The organism is Paenibacillus sp. FSL K6-1230 (genome assembly GCF_038002385.1).
Taxonomy (GTDB): domain Bacteria; phylum Bacillota; class Bacilli; order Paenibacillales; family Paenibacillaceae; genus Paenibacillus; species Paenibacillus massiliensis.
The window spans coordinates 4,184,932-4,201,579 of record NZ_JBBOCK010000001.1 but is presented as its reverse complement, the minus strand read 5'-3'; the positions used below and the strand labels follow the sequence as shown (position 1 = coordinate 4,201,579).

At 49.6% G+C, this 16,648-nt stretch carries 16 protein-coding genes and 1 other annotated feature; of the genes, 15 read left to right on the top strand and 1 reads right to left on the bottom strand.

Annotation, left to right across the window (positions count from 1 at the left end):
* The first annotated feature begins 160 nt into the window (after positions 1–160).
* The 13 genes from MKX74_RS18505 to leuS all read left to right on the top strand — a co-directional run bounded on the left by MKX74_RS18505 (position 161) and on the right by leuS (position 14,447).
* Entirely contained in the window at positions 161–1,120 is a 960-nt protein-coding gene (locus MKX74_RS18505; RefSeq protein WP_018887979.1) for an AAA family ATPase, read from the top strand.
* Between the two features lie 2 nt (positions 1,121–1,122).
* Positions 1,123–2,370: a DUF58 domain-containing protein gene (locus tag MKX74_RS18500; RefSeq protein WP_341179376.1), complete on the top strand. Its 1,248-nt coding sequence runs from the start codon at positions 1,123–1,125 to the stop codon at positions 2,368–2,370.
* Positions 2,367–4,613, top strand: coding sequence for a transglutaminase domain-containing protein (locus tag MKX74_RS18495; protein WP_341179375.1), 2,247 nt, complete (start codon positions 2,367–2,369; stop codon positions 4,611–4,613). Before MKX74_RS18500 ends, MKX74_RS18495 begins: the two co-directional genes overlap by 4 nt.
* Positions 4,614–4,704: 91 nt before the next feature.
* Positions 4,705–5,232 carry a YqeG family HAD IIIA-type phosphatase gene (locus tag MKX74_RS18490; protein ID WP_018887976.1) on the top strand — a complete coding sequence of 176 codons (528 nt, stop codon included), beginning with the start codon at positions 4,705–4,707 and terminating at the stop codon, positions 5,230–5,232.
* Entirely contained in the window at positions 5,229–6,356 is a 1,128-nt protein-coding gene (yqeH, locus tag MKX74_RS18485; RefSeq protein ID WP_018887975.1) for a ribosome biogenesis GTPase YqeH, read from the top strand. The genes MKX74_RS18490 and yqeH overlap by 4 nt, the downstream gene beginning before the upstream one ends.
* 119 nt (positions 6,357–6,475) lie before the next feature.
* The gene (aroE, locus tag MKX74_RS18480; RefSeq protein ID WP_025680337.1) at positions 6,476–7,351 is read left to right on the top strand and encodes a shikimate dehydrogenase; all 876 of its coding nucleotides are present in this window, start codon (positions 6,476–6,478) and stop codon (positions 7,349–7,351) included.
* A 126-nt stretch (positions 7,352–7,477) separates the two neighbouring features.
* Positions 7,478–7,771: a ribosome assembly RNA-binding protein YhbY gene (yhbY, locus tag MKX74_RS18475; protein WP_018887973.1), complete on the top strand. Its 294-nt coding sequence runs from the start codon at positions 7,478–7,480 to the stop codon at positions 7,769–7,771.
* A 51-nt stretch (positions 7,772–7,822) separates the two neighbouring features.
* Positions 7,823–8,413 (top strand): nicotinate-nucleotide adenylyltransferase, encoded by a 591-nt coding sequence (gene nadD, locus MKX74_RS18470; protein ID WP_341179374.1) that lies wholly within the window; start codon positions 7,823–7,825, stop codon positions 8,411–8,413.
* On the top strand, positions 8,397–8,996 hold the full coding sequence (gene yqeK, locus MKX74_RS18465) for a bis(5'-nucleosyl)-tetraphosphatase (symmetrical) YqeK (protein WP_341179373.1): 600 nt from the start codon (positions 8,397–8,399) through the stop codon (positions 8,994–8,996). Before nadD ends, yqeK begins: the two co-directional genes overlap by 17 nt.
* 164 nt (positions 8,997–9,160) lie before the next feature.
* Positions 9,161–9,508 (top strand): ribosome silencing factor, encoded by a 348-nt coding sequence (gene rsfS / locus MKX74_RS18460; RefSeq protein WP_018887970.1) that lies wholly within the window; start codon positions 9,161–9,163, stop codon positions 9,506–9,508.
* On the top strand, positions 9,505–10,416 hold the full coding sequence (locus tag MKX74_RS18455) for a CvfB family protein (protein WP_025680340.1): 912 nt from the start codon (positions 9,505–9,507) through the stop codon (positions 10,414–10,416). The genes rsfS and MKX74_RS18455 overlap by 4 nt, the downstream gene beginning before the upstream one ends.
* Before the next feature lie 263 nt (positions 10,417–10,679).
* Positions 10,680–11,453 (top strand): class I SAM-dependent DNA methyltransferase, encoded by a 774-nt coding sequence (locus MKX74_RS18450; protein ID WP_341179372.1) that lies wholly within the window; start codon positions 10,680–10,682, stop codon positions 11,451–11,453.
* An 81-nt stretch (positions 11,454–11,534) separates the two neighbouring features.
* Positions 11,535–11,787: a binding site (T-box leader), on the top strand.
* A 218-nt stretch (positions 11,788–12,005) separates the two neighbouring features.
* Positions 12,006–14,447, top strand: a complete 2,442-nt coding sequence (leuS, locus tag MKX74_RS18445; RefSeq protein WP_341179371.1) for a leucine--tRNA ligase — start codon at positions 12,006–12,008, stop codon at positions 14,445–14,447.
* On the opposite strand, the gene comER is transcribed toward leuS, so the two are convergent.
* A complete protein-coding gene (gene comER / locus MKX74_RS18440; protein ID WP_018887966.1) occupies positions 14,428–15,273 on the bottom strand; it encodes a late competence protein ComER in 846 nt (281 codons plus the stop codon). The genes leuS and comER overlap by 20 nt on opposite strands.
* A gap of 178 nt (positions 15,274–15,451) precedes the next feature.
* On the opposite strand from comER, the gene MKX74_RS18435 reads away from it, so the two are divergent.
* A complete protein-coding gene (locus tag MKX74_RS18435; protein WP_341179370.1) occupies positions 15,452–16,054 on the top strand; it encodes a ComEA family DNA-binding protein in 603 nt (200 codons plus the stop codon).
* Positions 16,055–16,112: 58 nt separating this feature from the next.
* On the top strand, positions 16,113–16,631 hold the full coding sequence (locus tag MKX74_RS18430) for a deoxycytidylate deaminase (protein ID WP_018887964.1): 519 nt from the start codon (positions 16,113–16,115) through the stop codon (positions 16,629–16,631).
* Positions 16,632–16,648 lie beyond the last annotated feature (17 nt).

Genomic DNA, 16,648 nt, shown 5'->3' with positions numbered 1-16,648 from the left:
CAATGAATGCAATGAATGCAATGAATTCAATAAACTCAATAAACTCAATAAACTCAATAAACTCAATAAATTTAATGAATGCTCTTAATAGAATAGCAGTTGAATCGTTTACGTCCTGTGAACGGACTGCATGTTGATATTTTAGGAGGTACACGATTATATGCCCGTTCGCCAAGAATCTCTGCAGACGATCTCTGCAGTCCGTACGAATCTAGAATCATGCATACTAGGTAAATCTTTTGAAATACAGCTGCTCATGACCGCGATGCTTGCGGGAGGGCATGTACTCATCGAGGATGTGCCGGGTACTGGCAAAACTCAGATGATCAAAGCATTGGCGAAGTCCATGAGAGGCGATTACAGACGGATTCAATGTAACCCGGACTTGTTGCCAAGTGATATTACAGGGGTATCCATTTTCCACCCCAAGGATGAGAAATTCTACTTTAGACCCGGTCCGGTCATGACGAATATTTTGCTTGCCGATGAGATTAACAGAGCCACAACCAAGACACAATCTGCCCTGCTGGAAGTTATGGAGGAACGGAGCGTCACTGTGGATGGCGAGACATATCCACTACCATCCCCGTTCATGCTGTGTGCCACCCAGAACCCAATTGACTTCGAAGGTACGTATATGCTTCCTGAAGCGCAGCTGGATCGATTCATGCTGAAGCTCAGTCTGGGCTACCCAGATGAAGAGACAGAGAGAAATCTGCTGTTCAGCCATCAGCAAGGCCAGCCAGTGGACAAACTGGAGCCTGTAGCTAATATGGAGCAGATCGCAGCCATTCAGCGCGAGATTCGTGATGTCTATCTGAATGAGGATGTAGCATCCTATCTGCTGGGAGTGGTTCGTTCTACGCGTGAAAATTCAGCCGTGCTGCTTGGGGCCAGCCCTCGTGCCGCCCTATCTTTTGTTATGGCAGTCAAGGCTTATGCCTTTTTGCAAGAGAGAGACTATGTGCTTCCTGACGATGTGAAGACCTTGGCTCCTTATGTGCTGGCACACCGCTTGCTGCTGCGCCCTGAGGCTCGCATGGATCACGCAAATTCGCAGGCTGTGCTGCATTCAATTCTGCGGCAGGTTGAGGTGCCCGTACAGCTGGAGAGATTGTGAACATGAGCACGGGTAAATTCAGTACCAAGTTACGTTATATTAACGCTAAAGTAGGTACTTTTATTCTGATCTGGGTGGTCTGTCTCCTCTATGTGTTGTTTCAAGGCGGCAAGACATCCTTTATGCTGCTGTCCATGATTACGTTGTTGGGCTTATATTTGTGGATTTCGGGGCTCAGCAGTGTAAGTCGTGCCACAGGCGTCCGGCGACTGTCCTCTGGAGAGGAATATGATGATCTACTTCACGCGGGGGATCAGGTGCATGTCAGACACAATGTCAGCATCCCTGGATTTTTGCCGCTGCCTTATGTCATTGTCAGAGAGGTGCTGCACCGTCATACAGGCGAGACATGGTCATTTGAGGAGAGTATTATTCCATCCATGAAAGGGGAGGGGCATCTCTCCTATCAGACTCCGTCCTTGGAGCGGGGAAGGTATTCCTTTGCAGAGACCGAGATTGTCAGTGAGGATATATTTGGTCTCTTGGAGAATAAGGGACGTCTTAAGGTGCCGGGGGATTTCAGAGTCCTTCCCCGGACAGCGTTCATTCCCCACTGGGATCTGAATGACTACAAGACTAGACGATCTGGCCAGCAATCCACCCACATTCGTACCCGTAGAGAGACGACTCAGATCAACGGAGTTCGTGATTATGTGTATGGGGACCGGCTATCGCGTATTCACTGGAATGCAACAGCCCGGACGGGTAGCTGGAAATCCAAAGAATATGAGCATGAGACGATTCCGAAAACCATCGTAATTCTGGATCAACTGGCTACGCATTATGCTTCAAGAGATCAATTCGAGCTTGCTGTCTCCTGCGCGGCTTCACTGCTGGATTATGGTGGTCGTGAGCGAATGCGTATTGGCTTGGGTGTGGCAGGTAACGGACTAAAGGTGTTCACGGCAAGTGAGAATATCAACGATATTCAGAAAATGATACAGCATCTCGTGGATGTCGACATGGAGGAGAACGGTGACCTGCAGATTGCCTTGGAAAAGCAGCTTCATCTGCTTCCATCCGGGTCGTATATGGTGCTGATTAGCCCGTGTACAGATGATCGGATATTGGAGCTGCTGCGTTGGGCAGACACACGTGGGATGATTCCCTGCCATGTACATGTTGGAGGCTCTCGTGCAACCTCATCTCAAGAGGAGTGGAAGGAATTATTACGCATGAGAGGCATTAAGGCTTATACAGTATCCTCTCTTGAAGAGTTACCTGCTGTGATGGGAGGAGGGGGACGATGAATAAATGGATAAGACTGATGCTGTCGAACTGGTATCTGTCTTTTGCAATATTGTGGATCATGGTCATCGCCCTTCAGTGGCTGTCCTTTGCTTCTATATTATGGTTTGAGGAGACCACCACGATTGTCCTTAAGACGTTGATTGCTGTCGCAGTGATCAATATACTTCTTCCTTTCAGCTCCTGGTGGAAGCTGTTCCTGAAGGCAATTGCATTGCTATTTATCCTCTTCAGAACGTTAAGTGACTACTCCATTATGCTGAGTGACGGGAATGCCTTGGAGCAGGTTATATATTTTACAGGTATGGTCACCCCATACATCTGGTATGCGATGATTGCCTGGCTGCTACTTGAGCTCATTCCGATGCTAGTCACAAATAAGAAGCGTATTCTCGTTTTTATCGGCCTGAATATTGTTGCTCTCGGGGTACTGGATTCCTTCACACCATTCGTGCTCTGGCAGGAAGTGGCCTGGATATTTTTTGCCGGCATGGGCTGGCTTGTGACCAAGCATTTTGAGCAATTTAGACAGCGTTACCCGCAGGGCTGGCGCAATTTGCGACGTTATCCGTTCAAGATTACCGCCAATATTGCGATAATTTTCTCGTTGGTCATTGTGGCTGGCGTTAATATGCCTGAGGTTCCTCCCTCATTAATGGATCCCTATACAGCCTGGAGAAATATGTCTGGAACAGGTACGGCAGGTGGGAATGGGGTGACGGGATCACCAGTACAGCAGATGAATTCGGAATCCGGATACAGCCGTCAGGACAATCGTCTGGGGGGCGGCTTTAATTTTGACTACTCACCTGTTATGACAGTCATCACCAATCAGCGCAGCTACTGGAGGGGAGAGAGCCGGAGAGTGTATACCGGTCTTGGCTGGGCAGACAATGCTGGTAGTCGGGCTGATTTTGAGGATGTTGCGGCTAACCAGGAGCTCGGACTTGGAGAGACTCCTTCGATCCAGACAGAGTCAGTCGTTCAGACAGTGATGATGCAGAATGAGAATTCCTATCCGGTGCTGTTCGGTGCCTTTGCCATTAACAGGGTCGAATCGATAGACGGCACTACAAATACAGACTGGCTTAGCTGGAAAGAAGAACAAGGCGAGCTGCACTGGAATTCTCCCCGTCGTACGAATCGGTACCCACGGACGTATACGTTGATCTCGCAGGTACCTGTTATTCCGGAGCGGGAGCTCCGCTCCAAGAGCTTTAGTGAGCTCTATGGCAATCGTGATCTTGAAGAATATTTGCAAATGCCCGGGAGCTTCCCCGACCGGGTAACCGAGCTGGCAGAGACCATTACCGAGTCAGCAGATACACCATATGAGAAGGTTGGTCTTCTGCAGCAATATTTGCAGCAAAACTACACGTACACGAACAATCCGGATCTGTCGCGTAGCAACAGTGAGGATTTTGTGGAAGGCTTTCTATTCGATATTCGCGAAGGCTACTGCGATTATTTCTCGACCTCGATCGTTATGATGTCACGGTCCTTGGGGATTCCTGCCCGCTGGGTGAAGGGATATGCCCCAGGCCAGATTACCTTTAACGAGCAAGCTGCATCTGCGTCTCAAGAGGAGAATATGATCGCTTATTCTGTAACGAATGCAGATGCCCATTCCTGGGCAGAAGTCTATTTTGGCGAAGAGTATGGCTGGATACCAGTAGAAGCTACGCCTGGATTTGATATGCCGTTGCTGACGCAAAGCGAGGACTCACAGCCTGTTCAAGCACCTGAGCTGGAGGAAGAGGAGCAGGCTCAGGAGCCGCAGCAGGAGGTACCTGCTAACCAAAACAATGAGACAAGCATTCCGCAAGGCATCGTTTGGGTGGCAGTTGCTGTGCTGGTATTATGGGCAGGGTACATTCTGTGGCGCAACCGGATATTTATACATTTTTACATGCTTCATGTTCGGCTGGGGCGTCCACTGAATGCTGCGGAGAAAGTAGTAGTAGAAACGGAGCGATGGCTACGTTATATGAAGCGAAGAGGCTATGGACGACAGCCTGACGATACGCTGAGGGAAGCCGTCAATCGCTGGCAGTCTGAGTCAGAGGAGCTTGCGGTTGTGCTGAACAAGCTGCTGGAGCTGTTCGAGCAAGCCAGATACAGCCCTGCAAAGGTGTCTGAAGACGATTGGCGATTGGTGCGCGTATACGCAGCCCAGCTTCGGAAAGCAGGAAGACAGTCAGGTCCTCCTGGAAGCAATGCACATCAAGCAGATGTGAATGGATAGCAAGTGAGGAGTCGCTTACGCTTCGTAAGCGGCTTTTTACTAAGCTCCCGTAATATGGTATAGTTTGTCGTATGAAGCTGAGGTGACCGAATTGTTTGAATTGTTCATGCCCAAATTGCGGGTAGATACAGTGTTTGACATTGATCTAGAGGGACTATACGCCCAAGGATACCGTGGTATTATCACGGATCTGGATAACACGCTTGTAGGAGCCAAAGCACCTAACGCAACTCCCGAGCTCATTGCATGGTTCGAGAAGGTGAAGAAGGCCGGCTTCAAGCTTATTATTGTGTCCAATAATAAATTGAATCGTGTATCACTATTTGCTACGCCACTGGATATCCAATTCATTCATGGCGCAAGAAAACCTACGAACAAGGCATTCCGCCAAGCGATGAAGCTGATGGAGCTAACACCTGAGCAGACCATTATGGTAGGCGACCAGATGATGACAGACGTGTTCGGCGGTAACCGCATGAAGCTGCACACTGTCCTCGTATTGCCTATTTCGGAACAGGATGAAGGCTGGACGACTCGCATCAATCGGCGCTTGGAGCGGATTGCCCTGACACAGCTACGTAAGAAAGGGATTTGGCTTGAGGAGGAAAAGAATAAATGACAGAATCCAAGAGGGACAACGTTAAGCTGCGCTGTAGCGGCTGCGGAATTGCTTTGCAATCTGCAAGTCCCGAGCTTCCGGGTTATATTCCGGAGAAGACCATGGAGCGCGAGCCAGTAATCTGCCAGCGCTGCTTCCGTATCAAGAACTATAATGAGGCATCGTCTGTGGCTGTGGACCAGGACGAATTCCTGAGTCTGCTTAGCAAGATTGGTGATAAGGACGCGCTAGTCGTTCACATCGTTGATTTGTTTGATTTTGAAGGTAGTCTGATCTCTGGTCTACAACGCTTTGTAGGCAGTAATCCAGTTATTCTGGCAGTTAACAAAATTGATCTGCTGCCCAAGGTGACCAACTGGAACAAGGTGCGTAACTGGGTGCAAAAGCAAGCCAAGGAGCAGGGACTTCGGACCTCCGAAATTGTCTTGTGCAGCGCCAAGAAGAATCAGGGCTTCGATCGTCTGCTTGAGGCTGTTGCCGAGCAGCGTGGTAATCGAGACGTCTATGTTGTAGGCGGAACGAATGTGGGTAAATCCACTTTAATTAACCGCTTGATTAAGGATTATAGTGATCTGGAGCAGGAATTGACGACCTCGCGCTATCCAGGCACGACCTTGGATATGGTTAACATTCCGCTGGATGACGGACATTACATTATTGATACTCCAGGGATTGTGTACCCTTGGCGGTTCAGTGAGATTGTATCGAAGCGTGATCTGGGGGCTATTATGCCAGATAAGCCGCTTAAGCCTGCTGCGTATCAGCTTGATGCGGGACAGACGCTGTTCTATGGCGCGATGGCTCGGTTTGATTTCATTGAGGGTGCGCATCAATCGTTCACCTCGTATATCTCAGGTGCGTTGAAGATTCATCGGACGAAGCTGGAGCGAGCGGATGAGCTGTATGCTAACCATAAGGGTGAGATGCTATCTCCTCCCCATACGGCTGAATTGGCTGAGATGCCTGCTTGGACGAGACATGAATTTAGAGTACCTAAGGGTGCCGATGTAGATTTGTTTATCTCGGGACTCGGATGGATTAAGGTAAACGGCAGCAGCGGAGCTGTGGTGGCTATTCATGCGCCGCGAGGAATCCGTGTGCTGATGCGACCATCATTGATATAAGACGGTTCACAGTCATAGGTTAGATGAGCAAGGCAAATGAGCAAGTTAAATGATGAAGATAAATGATCAGAATAAATAAGCATTACAGAAATGATACTGGCAAAGCAGGGGGCTATGGTATGCAGAAAAGGGTTACGGAGTCGGGGCAGGAGCATCGTGTCCAACTGGGTGTATTAGGAGATCCGATTGCACAGTCTCGCTCTCCGCTCATGCATCAGGCGGCTCTGGACGCTGCTGGCATACCGGGAGAATATGTTGCCATTCATGTGACTCGGGAACGTCTTGGTGATGTAATGCGTGACATCCGGGTGCAAGGCTTCCGAGGTGTAAATGTAACGATCCCCCACAAGGTGGAGGTCATGAACTACCTGGACGAGCTGGATGAAGCAGCCAGGCGGATTGGTGCTGTGAACACCGTGGTCAACGAGCAGGGACGCCTGAAGGGGTACAATACGGATGGAGTCGGCTACGTAAGATCTTTGAAGGAAGAGGCCATAGCCCAGCTGTCGGGGTTGAAGATCATGATGCTCGGCGCTGGTGGTGCCGCCAGAGGTGTGCTGGATGCTTTGGTTGCAGAGCAGCCGGATACCGTATATATTGTGAATCGGACCGTGGATAAAGCAGCGAGCCTCGCAGCAGAGTGGAACGGAGCAGTTAAGGTAGAGGGCTATGGAATGGAGGACGCTGAGCGGCTTGTTCGCGAGGTCGATGTTTTGATCAATACAACCTCTGTAGGCATGTACCCAGCTATAGACGAGCTACCTTTTCCGACTGAATGGATTCCTGAGGGAATTGTGGTCAGTGATCTGATCTACAATCCGCTGGAGACGCGTTTATTGCTGGAGAGCAAGGGGCGTGGCTGCAAGACTCATGGTGGTCTTGGTATGTTCATTTACCAAGGGGCGATTGCCTACGAGCATTGGCTCGGACAGACTCCGTCGATTCCTCATATGCGTGAGGCATTGCTACAATCTCTGGGCAACCAGGCTGAGTGATAGCTAAAGTATTGAATGATCTACGTGTACAAGGCTGTGCTTATATATGTAACAAGCTTAAATGAAAAGCAGTCTGTCCAGGGCAACTATTGGAGGCAGACGAAGCTATGAAGGAGTACAATAATTATGTTAACTGGTAAACAAAAGCGATATCTGCGCTCTATGGCGCATCACCTTGATCCGATCTTTCAGGTCGGCAAAGGGGGAACCAACGAGCATCTTTTCCGCCATATCAATGATGCCATTGAGAAGCGGGAGCTGATGAAGATATCCATTCTGAATAACTGTCTGGAAGACAAGCAGGATATCGCCAAGGAGCTGGTCGAAGGCACAGGAGCAGAGCTCGTGCAGATCATCGGCGGGACGATTATTCTGTATAAGGAATCCCGTGATCACAAGGAGATCCAGCTTCCTAACTGAGTAATTTTGCATTGCAAAATACTGAACTAGATGACAGACAAAGGTGATGCTATGAAAGTCGGTATAATGGGCGGTACGTTCGACCCGATTCATATCGGTCATATGCTGGCTGCTGAAGCGGCGAGAGATGGCTACGCACTAGATCAAATCTGGTTCATGCCCTCTCATATTCCACCGCATAAGCGGGCAGCAGGTGCAACTGGAGAGCAGCGTCTGGCTATGACACGGGAGGCCGTGGCCTGTAATTCTGCATTTGAGGTGCTGGATCTGGAGATTCGGCGTGGAGGAGTAAGCTACACGATCGATACCATTCGGGCACTACAGGAGCTTCATCCTGACAAGGACTTCTATTTCATCATCGGAGCGGATATGGTGAACTATCTCGCGGCGTGGGAGCAAATTGAGGAGCTGGCCTCCAGAATAACTTTTATCGGGCTCAGAAGACCCGGGTTCGAGTTGGCGCTGGATTTACTGCCTCCCTTCCTGCATAACAAGGTTCTACTTGCTGATATGCCAGTCGTGGATATTTCCTCTACAGATATTCGGGAACGACTTGCGACAGGGCACTCCGTGCGTTATATGATCCCTGAATCCGTGCATGAATATATAAGGAAGGGGCGTATGTATGAATTACAGCCGTGAGAAGCTAATGGAGAAGGTCTCTGCACAAATGCCCCAGAAGCGCTGGCAGCATACCCTTGGAGTTATGGAGACCTCTGTCCTGTTGGCCCGTCGCTATGGTGGAGATGCACAGAAGGCGGAGCTGGCAGCGATCCTGCATGACGTAGCCAAATACTGGCCAGTCAAGGACATGGAGGCTGTCATTATGGACAGTCCGGAGGCTGACCGGGAGCTACTGCAGCATGAGAAGCAGCTGTGGCATTCCGAGGTAGGCTATATCGTAGCCCGGCGTGATTATGGCGTAGAGGACTCTGAAGTGCTGAATGCCATACGTTGGCATACATCAGGCTGTGTTGGAATGAGCTTGCTGGACAAGATCGTGTGTCTGGCTGATTATATGGAGCCTGGTCGTGACTTTCCAGGTGTGGAACGGATTCGTGAGCTGGCTCAGCACAGCCTGGAGGAGGCTCTCGTAGCTGGACTGGATAACACCATCTCACATCTTCTGCAGCAAGGGAAGGTCATCTATCCACAGACGGTGCTAACCCGGAATGATCTACTGCTCCAGCTTAAGTCAGTTAAAGACCATAACGATAATAAATGATGACTAATGGCTATCGAGTGAATTGGAAGAGAGTCCATGAATATGTGGATGTGTTCGTTATTAAAGTAACATAAAAGAAAACTATTGGCTGGATATATGATTCAGGCATGTAGGCGTTTAAATATGAAGCAGCACATCAATAAATAATTATTGGAGGCGTGTGAATGGCAGTAGCAGCGGATCAAATTATGCAGCTTGCAGTAGCGGCGGCAGATGATAAGAAGGCAATGAATATCGTAGCACTGGATTTGCGTGGAATTTCGCTTGTAGCAGATTATTTTGTAATTTGCCACGGTAATTCTGACACTCAGGTGCAGGCGATTGTTACCGAGATTAAGAAGCAAGCGCAGCAAGCAGGAGGCGTAGTTAAGGGAATAGAAGGTATGGATTCAGCACGTTGGGTGTTGGTCGACCTTGGCGATGTCATCGTACATGTGTTCCACCGGGACGAACGTGAATATTATAATATTGAGCGGCTCTGGTCGGATGCCAAAGTCGTGGAGACCGTATGATGCTGACAGCTGGAACCTATGCCAATATTATGGTAGACCGTGAGGTCTCCCCTTATGGGTATTTTCTAAGCGTTGGTGCTCAGGATGTGCTCTTGCATTACACAGAACTGACCCGCGAGATTGAGATTGGGGAGCGTCTGGACGTCTTTATTTTCTATGATACGGAAGATCGCATTGCAGCAACGATGAAAAAGCCTTACTTGACGTTAGGCGAGATGGCCAAGCTACAGGTGGCGGATATTCACCCGCGCCTGGGCTGCTTCCTGGAGATGGGCCTTGGACGCCAATTGTTACTACCAATCCGTGAACTACCTGAGAACAAGGATCTTCATCCGAAGGTCGGTGATTATGTATTCGCGATTATGGAGCATGACAAACAAGGGCGTCTACGGGCAAAGCTAGCCGGTGAACAAGAGCTGGCACCGCGGGCATTCCATGCCCCTCAATCCTGGGTAAATACCTGGGTCGAAGCCACCGTGTACAAGCCATTACAGATGGGGACTTTTGTTCTGGTAGATGGTGGGGTGCTTGGATTCGGAGCCATTGGTATGATCCACTCCTCCGAACGGAGCCGCTTGCTTCGTCTTGGTGAGCAGGTTAAAGTACGGGTTACGCACGTACGGGAGGATGGAAGAGTTAATCTGGCTATGGCTCCGCGCAAGGAAATTGGCAGGGATGAAGACTCGGAACGCCTGCTTGCTTTCTTGAAGGAACGTCCAGGTGGCGGTATGCCGTATTCCGATATGACTCCTCCGGATATCATCAAGCAACGGTTTGGAATTAGTAAATCGGCGTTCAAGCGAGCGATCGGCAAGCTCATGAAAGAAGGCATCGTCGTTCAGGAGGAGAATTGGACTTACCTGAAGGACAGGCTGCCGAAGAAGGAAGGCAAAGGGCAGGATTCATAACTTACGGTTACGCAGTCACTGTCATACAGGAGATGTATGTATTGTTTTTTTAGGCTCGATCTGAAATATCAGCTGTTGACATGAAGTGCGAATAATGTGCAGGCAGAGGAATGCTGTAGAATCAGCGGTTCATCCTGAAGCACCATTTGGACTTGACGGCGCTGATATGAGGATTGGGCCTTCCGTATGATGAATGCCAATGAAACGAAATGAAGCTCCCCAAGCCAACCAGCTTGGAGAAGGTATAGAAAGTGCGGTGTAATATGGCTTCATACCGAAAATTTGCCTATGTGTATGACGAATTAATGGAGGATATGCCTTATCCGGACTGGCTTCGTTTTGCTAGAGAGGCCTGGGATCGATTTGGAATGCCCCACACGGTGGCCGAACTCGGCTGCGGTACGGGTGCCATTACGATTCCCTTGGTCCACTCTGGCTTCGAGGTTGCGGGAATTGACTTGTCCTCGGATATGCTCGCCGTAGCTCGGCAGAAGATGGAAAACACCCCGCAAGGACAGCGTCTCTTCAGGCAAGGGAGTATTCGCTGGCTGCAACAAGATATGCGGGACTGGACGCTTCCAGAGTCAGTTGATACGGTAATATCCTTTTGTGATTGCCTGAACTATCTGCTGCAGGAGGATGATATTCGTGCTACCTTTGCCCGGACCTATGCTGGTCTCAAGGAAGGCGGCACTTTCCTCTTTGACGTGCACCATCCCCGTACGTTCAGGCGTTATGATGAAGAGCAGCCCTTTGTGCTGGATGATAAATCCATTTCTTATATATGGACCTGTGAGCTGGAGGACGCTACCTGCGAGATTGAGCATCATCTGAGCATTTTTGCCAGAACGGACGACAAGCGCGGGGATCTGTACCAGCGGTTCGAGGAGATTCATCTACAGCGTGCCTATGATCCTGATTGGATGAAGAGTGCACTCCTGCAGGCAGGGTTTCGCGAAGTACATATGTATGCGGATTTCGAATGGAAGCAGCCGGATGAAGAGACGGCTCGTCTGTTCTTTGTTGCTGTAAAGTGATCGAATTGATTGACTTTATGGATACTTTTCAACTATAATAAGGCGAAAATTAGTGCTGTCTAACGTGAAGCACTATAGCATAGGTAATCCATGATGAGGATTAGTAATTCACACTGGACATAGCAGAGAGTCGGCGTATGGTGCAAGTCGATTGTCAGTAATGAATGAACTCACCTCGGAGATATACGGTCAACGCAGGCACAGATTTTCACTGTGCACAGTTAGTAAATCGTATCGGCGCACCGCCGTTATCAGGTGTAAAGGGAGCGAACAGCGAAGCACGCTGGACGCTAACTAGGGTGGTACCACGGGAATTCAACCTCTCGTCCCTAGCGATGAACACGCTAGGGATGTAGAGGTTTTTTTTATAGATGATAGGGTATTTAAAGTTCCCAGCGGAGCTGAACCACTCGATCATCGAGAAAAATTTTCGCTAAATGAGGTCTGTCTTCAGGGGAAGTACGTCCGATAGACGTAATTTCTTCTGAATTTCAGTGAGTACGGCCTGTCATGCGACAAGAGTAAGTGTACATTGTTGGAGGAGGAAATAAGATGAGCGACACGACACAGGCGAAGCACGGCTATCAGCCACAGCAGCTTGAACCGAAATGGCAGACTTATTGGGAGGACAACCATACCTTCCGTACCGGAGAAGAGGCTGGTAAGCCTAAATTCTACGCACTGGATATGTTCCCGTATCCTTCGGGCGCAGGGCTTCATGTAGGCCATCCAGAAGGGTATACAGCTACAGATATAGTATCGAGATACAAGCGGATGAAGGGCTACAATGTACTTCACCCTATGGGTTGGGATGCCTTCGGTCTGCCTGCTGAGCAGCACGCACTGGATACTGGAGAGCATCCACGGGACATTACCGTGAAGAACATCAATAACTTCCGCCGTCAGATTAAGTCTCTGGGCTTCTCGTATGATTGGGATCGTGAGTTCAGCACGACGGACCCGGATTATTACAAATGGACGCAATGGATCTTTATTCAGCTTTATAAGCGGGGCTTGGCCTATGTGGCTGAGGTTCCGGTGAACTGGTGTCCAGCCCTGGGCACGGTGTTGGCAAATGAAGAGGTTATCGACGGCAAGAGTGAGCGCGGAGGTCATCCGGTCATTCGTAAGCCGATGCGTCAGTGGATGTTGAAGATTACGGCATATGCTGAGCGACTGCTGGAGGATCTGGAGGAGCTTGATTGGTCCGAGAGCATCAAGGACATGCAGCGTAACTGGATCGGCAAGTCCACAGGAGCAGAGGTTACCTTTGCTATCGATGGACATGATGCACAGCTTACAGTATTTACTACTCGTCCGGATACACTTTTCGGCGCAAGCTATTGCGTATTGGCTCCAGAGCAGGAGCTTGTGGCGCAAATTACTACAACGGAATACAAGGATGCGGTGCAGCAATACGTGGATAAGGCAGCGCACAAGAGTGATCTGGAACGTACGGATTTGGCCAAGGAGAAGACGGGTGTATTCACAGGAGCTTATGCTATTAACCCGGTTAACGGCAAGAAGCTCCCGATCTGGATTGCTGATTATGTACTGGCTGGCTATGGTACTGGGGCAATTATGGCTGTGCCTGGACACGATACACGTGACTGGGAATTCGCTAAGCAGTTCAATCTCGATATTGTAGAAGTCGTGTCTGGCGGAGACATCACTCAGGAAGCCTATGCGGGCGATGGAGAGCATGTGAACTCGGAATTCCTGAATGGCATGAAGAATGAAGAAGCCATTGCAGCCATGATTGCCTGGCTGGAGGAGCAAGGCGTAGGAACTGGCAAGGTCACCTATCGTCTGCGTGACTGGCTGTTCAGCCGTCAACGTTATTGGGGAGAGCCGATTCCTGTGCTCCATCTTGAGGATGGATCAATGAAGACGGTCCCTGAGGATCAGCTTCCACTTGTTCTGCCAGATGTGGAGCAGATCAAGCCGTCGGGAACGGGAGAATCTCCGCTGGCGAATGTGAAGGAATGGGTAGAGACTGTTGACCCAGAGACGGGTATGAAGGCACGGCGTGAGACCAACACGATGCCGCAATGGGCTGGAAGCTGTTGGTATTACCTGCGCTACATTGATCCACACAATGATAAGGAGCTTGTCTCCAAGGAGAAGCAGCGCGAATGGCTGCCTGTTGACTTGTATATTGGCGGTGCTGAGCACGCGGTCTTGCATTTGCTCTATGCTCGTTTTTGGCATAAGGTGCTGTATGATATCGGTGTGGTTGAGACGAAGGAGCCTTTCCATAAGCTCGTTAACCAGGGTATGATTCTGGGCGACAACAATGAGAAGATGAGTAAGTCCCGTGGAAATGTTATTAACCCTGATGATATTGTTAACGCCTACGGTGCGGATACATTACGTGTATATGAAATGTTTATGGGTCCATTGGAAGCTACCAAGCCTTGGAATGAAAAGGGCGTAGAGGGAATCCATCGTTTCCTTTCTCGTGTATGGCGTCTGTTCATTACTGACGCTGGTGAGCTGAATGACAAGATTACTGACGAAATCGGCAGTGATGAGTTCAGACGCACATGGCACAAGACTGTGAAGAAGGTTACAGAGGACATGGAGCATCTGCGCTTCAATACCGCCATCAGCCAGCTCATGATCTTTATCAATGATGCATACAAGGCTGAGACGTTGCCTCGTGCCGCGATGGAGAACTTCTTGCAGTTACTCTCCCCGCTGGCTCCGCATATTGCTGAAGAGCTGTGGGAGCGCTTGGGGCATCAAGAGAGCATCACGTATGTGGCCTGGCCGCAGTATGATGCAGCCTGGGCTATTGACGCCGAGGTGGAGATTGTCATTCAGATCAACGGGAAAATTGTACAGCGTACAACGGTCTCCAAGGAGCTGGATGCCAAAGGACTGGAGGAGCATGCCCTCTCACTGGAGTCCGTGACAGAGGCGCTTGCTGGCAAGACGATTCGCAAGATCATCGCAGTTCCAGCCAAGCTGGTCAATATCGTTGCTGGTTAATGGAGCTGTCGCCGAATAGGGCATCAAGCTTCTGTACATCCTCATCATACTTCGTGTGAGTTGTCCGGGTCAGTTCAGGAAATACACTGTCCAGACTCATGCTGAGGACACGGAGCGCTTCCGCTGTAATGCCGCCAGGTACGGACACCCGTGCTTGCAGCTCAGCGGGAGTGAATCCCTCCTCTTGCAATAGCTTGCCTGTACCGATAAGCATCTCTCCAGCCAGTAGGCATAGTGTCTGTGAATCCACACCAGTTGCTTCTGTGGCTGCTTGAATCCATTCCTGTAGAAAGTAAGCAAGGAACGCAGGACCGCAGCTGGCGAAGTCAGAAGCGACACGGGTGTGCTGCTCTTGAATACGTACAGGCCTGCTGATGAAGGACATCAGCTTCTCGACGACAGCACAATCCTGTTCACTCATTCGCTCACCGTGTACACAGAGAGAGGACCCTCTCCTGGTGAGATTTGTGATGCTGGGTATGATTTTGCTGATTTTGGCGGGAAGCTCCTTTTCAAGATGAACAAGCTGTAACGGACTTGTAATGGATATAACAATTTGTTCAGGAGATATGAGGTCCTTAATCTCATCCAGGACACATTTGTATTCAAGGGGCTTGACACAAATGAATAATATATCACTGAAGTCGGCTGTTTCACGGTTACTCCATGAGACATGAAGACCGTGATGGCGTTCAGCTAGTTCCAAGACTTTAGTCGTGGTGCGGCTGCTCGCCATGATTTGCTGCGGTGTGAGAGCACCCGCTGCTATAAAGGCGTCAATGAGCAGGCTTCCCATGCTTCCGGTCCCGATAAATCCCACTTTCATCGTTCAACGTCCTCCTTTCATACTGTAAAGGTGTAGGCAGAGTCATTCTTCAGAGTATATGCATCCAGTCTTGGCCAACATGTCACGTTTATGAAGGAATTCAGGATTGGATTGAAAAAGGGAGCAGACTATAGACTGGACATTGCAGGATGGAACTTACATATGAGGACGAGAAAGGATGACAGGCTTGAAGCGAGGAACGACATTAGCCGCTGCTGTACTAGCTGTACTCGGCAGTGGGTTTATTTTATTCTCTGGAGGCGAGAAGCCGCATGAGGAAGTATGGAAGCCTCTGAATCAGCAACTTGAGCGGCAGCTTGAACAATCCTCCGACAACGGATTGCCTGTAGCGGAAGCCAGGTCTCTGTCGCAGAACTCATCGGTCACTCCGTCGGTAACCTCAAGCATGAATACTGCCGAGGAGCAGATAGAACCCAAAGCTCAAGAAGGCAATAATTCTGATAAGGGTGAGCACCCGACTCCGTCTATGGTAGTTGGTGAAGCAGCGGGAGCGAAAGAAGTTGTACAGAACACGGCTACGATAACGGCAACTTCTCCTACAGAGCAGGGTGTTAATGTTATTGCAGATGGCAAAATAAATGTGAATACAGCGTCGCTCGCTCAGTTGATGGAGCTTCCGGGCATAGGCGAGAAAAAAGCACAGGCTATTATGGATTATCGGACACAGCACGGTGCCTTCAGACAAGTTGAGGATCTGGAAAATGTGAAGGGAATTGGTCCGAAAATGCTGGAGAAGATGAAGCCGTACGTCGGTCTGTAATTACGGCTTGACTTGATGATGATGTATATCTATTCCTGTTACAGGAGAGCGAATGAATATGAGCTTAACGATACGAAAAGATTGGGATACGTATTTTATGGACATTGCCTATATGGTATCTACACGCTCCAGGTGCTCACGCCGTCATGTAGGTGCTGTATTGGTACAAGGCAAGAAGCTACTCGGAACAGCATATAATGGAGCTCCCTCTGGCGTGCCGGATTGCTCGGAAGCTGGCTGTATGATTTCGGAGGAAATCGAATTGGTTATGGTTGACGGGAATGAGGAGCATGTGAAGAAACAGCGGTGTATCCGTACAATTCATGCTGAGCAGAACCTGCTACTATTCACAGACCGCTCTGACCGCGAAGGGTCGACCGTATATGTGACGGATGAGCCATGTTGGACCTGCTCCAATATGCTGGCGAATAGCGGTATTGTGGAAGTTATCTATCACAGGCCATATCCAAAGGATACGCGGAAGGTACAGCAGCTAATGGAGCAAAAAGGGATTGCCTTTCGGCAAATAGTGGACTATCACCCTCCGCAAGAGACTCTGATGAAGATTCAGGATTAGACAGATAACGAGAGGCT

Excerpts from the sequence above, each read along its gene's own strand:
- MKX74_RS18505 (WP_018887979.1), top strand. The coding sequence starts at position 161 with ATGCCCGTTCGCCAAGAATCTCTGCAGACGATCTCTGCAGTCCGTACG.
- MKX74_RS18500 (WP_341179376.1), top strand. The coding sequence starts at position 1,123 with ATGAGCACGGGTAAATTCAGTACCAAGTTACGTTATATTAACGCTAAA.
- MKX74_RS18495 (WP_341179375.1), top strand. The coding sequence starts at position 2,367 with ATGAATAAATGGATAAGACTGATGCTGTCGAACTGGTATCTGTCTTTT.
- yqeH (WP_018887975.1), top strand. The coding sequence starts at position 5,229 with ATGACAGAATCCAAGAGGGACAACGTTAAGCTGCGCTGTAGCGGCTGC.
- aroE (WP_025680337.1), top strand. The coding sequence starts at position 6,476 with ATGCAGAAAAGGGTTACGGAGTCGGGGCAGGAGCATCGTGTCCAACTG.
- yhbY (WP_018887973.1), top strand. The coding sequence starts at position 7,478 with ATGTTAACTGGTAAACAAAAGCGATATCTGCGCTCTATGGCGCATCAC.
- nadD (WP_341179374.1), top strand. The coding sequence starts at position 7,823 with ATGAAAGTCGGTATAATGGGCGGTACGTTCGACCCGATTCATATCGGT.
- yqeK (WP_341179373.1), top strand. The coding sequence starts at position 8,397 with ATGAATTACAGCCGTGAGAAGCTAATGGAGAAGGTCTCTGCACAAATG.
- rsfS (WP_018887970.1), top strand. The coding sequence starts at position 9,161 with ATGGCAGTAGCAGCGGATCAAATTATGCAGCTTGCAGTAGCGGCGGCA.
- MKX74_RS18455 (WP_025680340.1), top strand. The coding sequence starts at position 9,505 with ATGATGCTGACAGCTGGAACCTATGCCAATATTATGGTAGACCGTGAG.
- MKX74_RS18450 (WP_341179372.1), top strand. The coding sequence starts at position 10,680 with ATGGCTTCATACCGAAAATTTGCCTATGTGTATGACGAATTAATGGAG.
- leuS (WP_341179371.1), top strand. The coding sequence starts at position 12,006 with ATGAGCGACACGACACAGGCGAAGCACGGCTATCAGCCACAGCAGCTT.
- comER (WP_018887966.1), bottom strand. The coding sequence starts at position 15,273 with ATGAAAGTGGGATTTATCGGGACCGGAAGCATGGGAAGCCTGCTCATT.
- MKX74_RS18435 (WP_341179370.1), top strand. The coding sequence starts at position 15,452 with ATGACAGGCTTGAAGCGAGGAACGACATTAGCCGCTGCTGTACTAGCT.
- MKX74_RS18430 (WP_018887964.1), top strand. The coding sequence starts at position 16,113 with ATGAGCTTAACGATACGAAAAGATTGGGATACGTATTTTATGGACATT.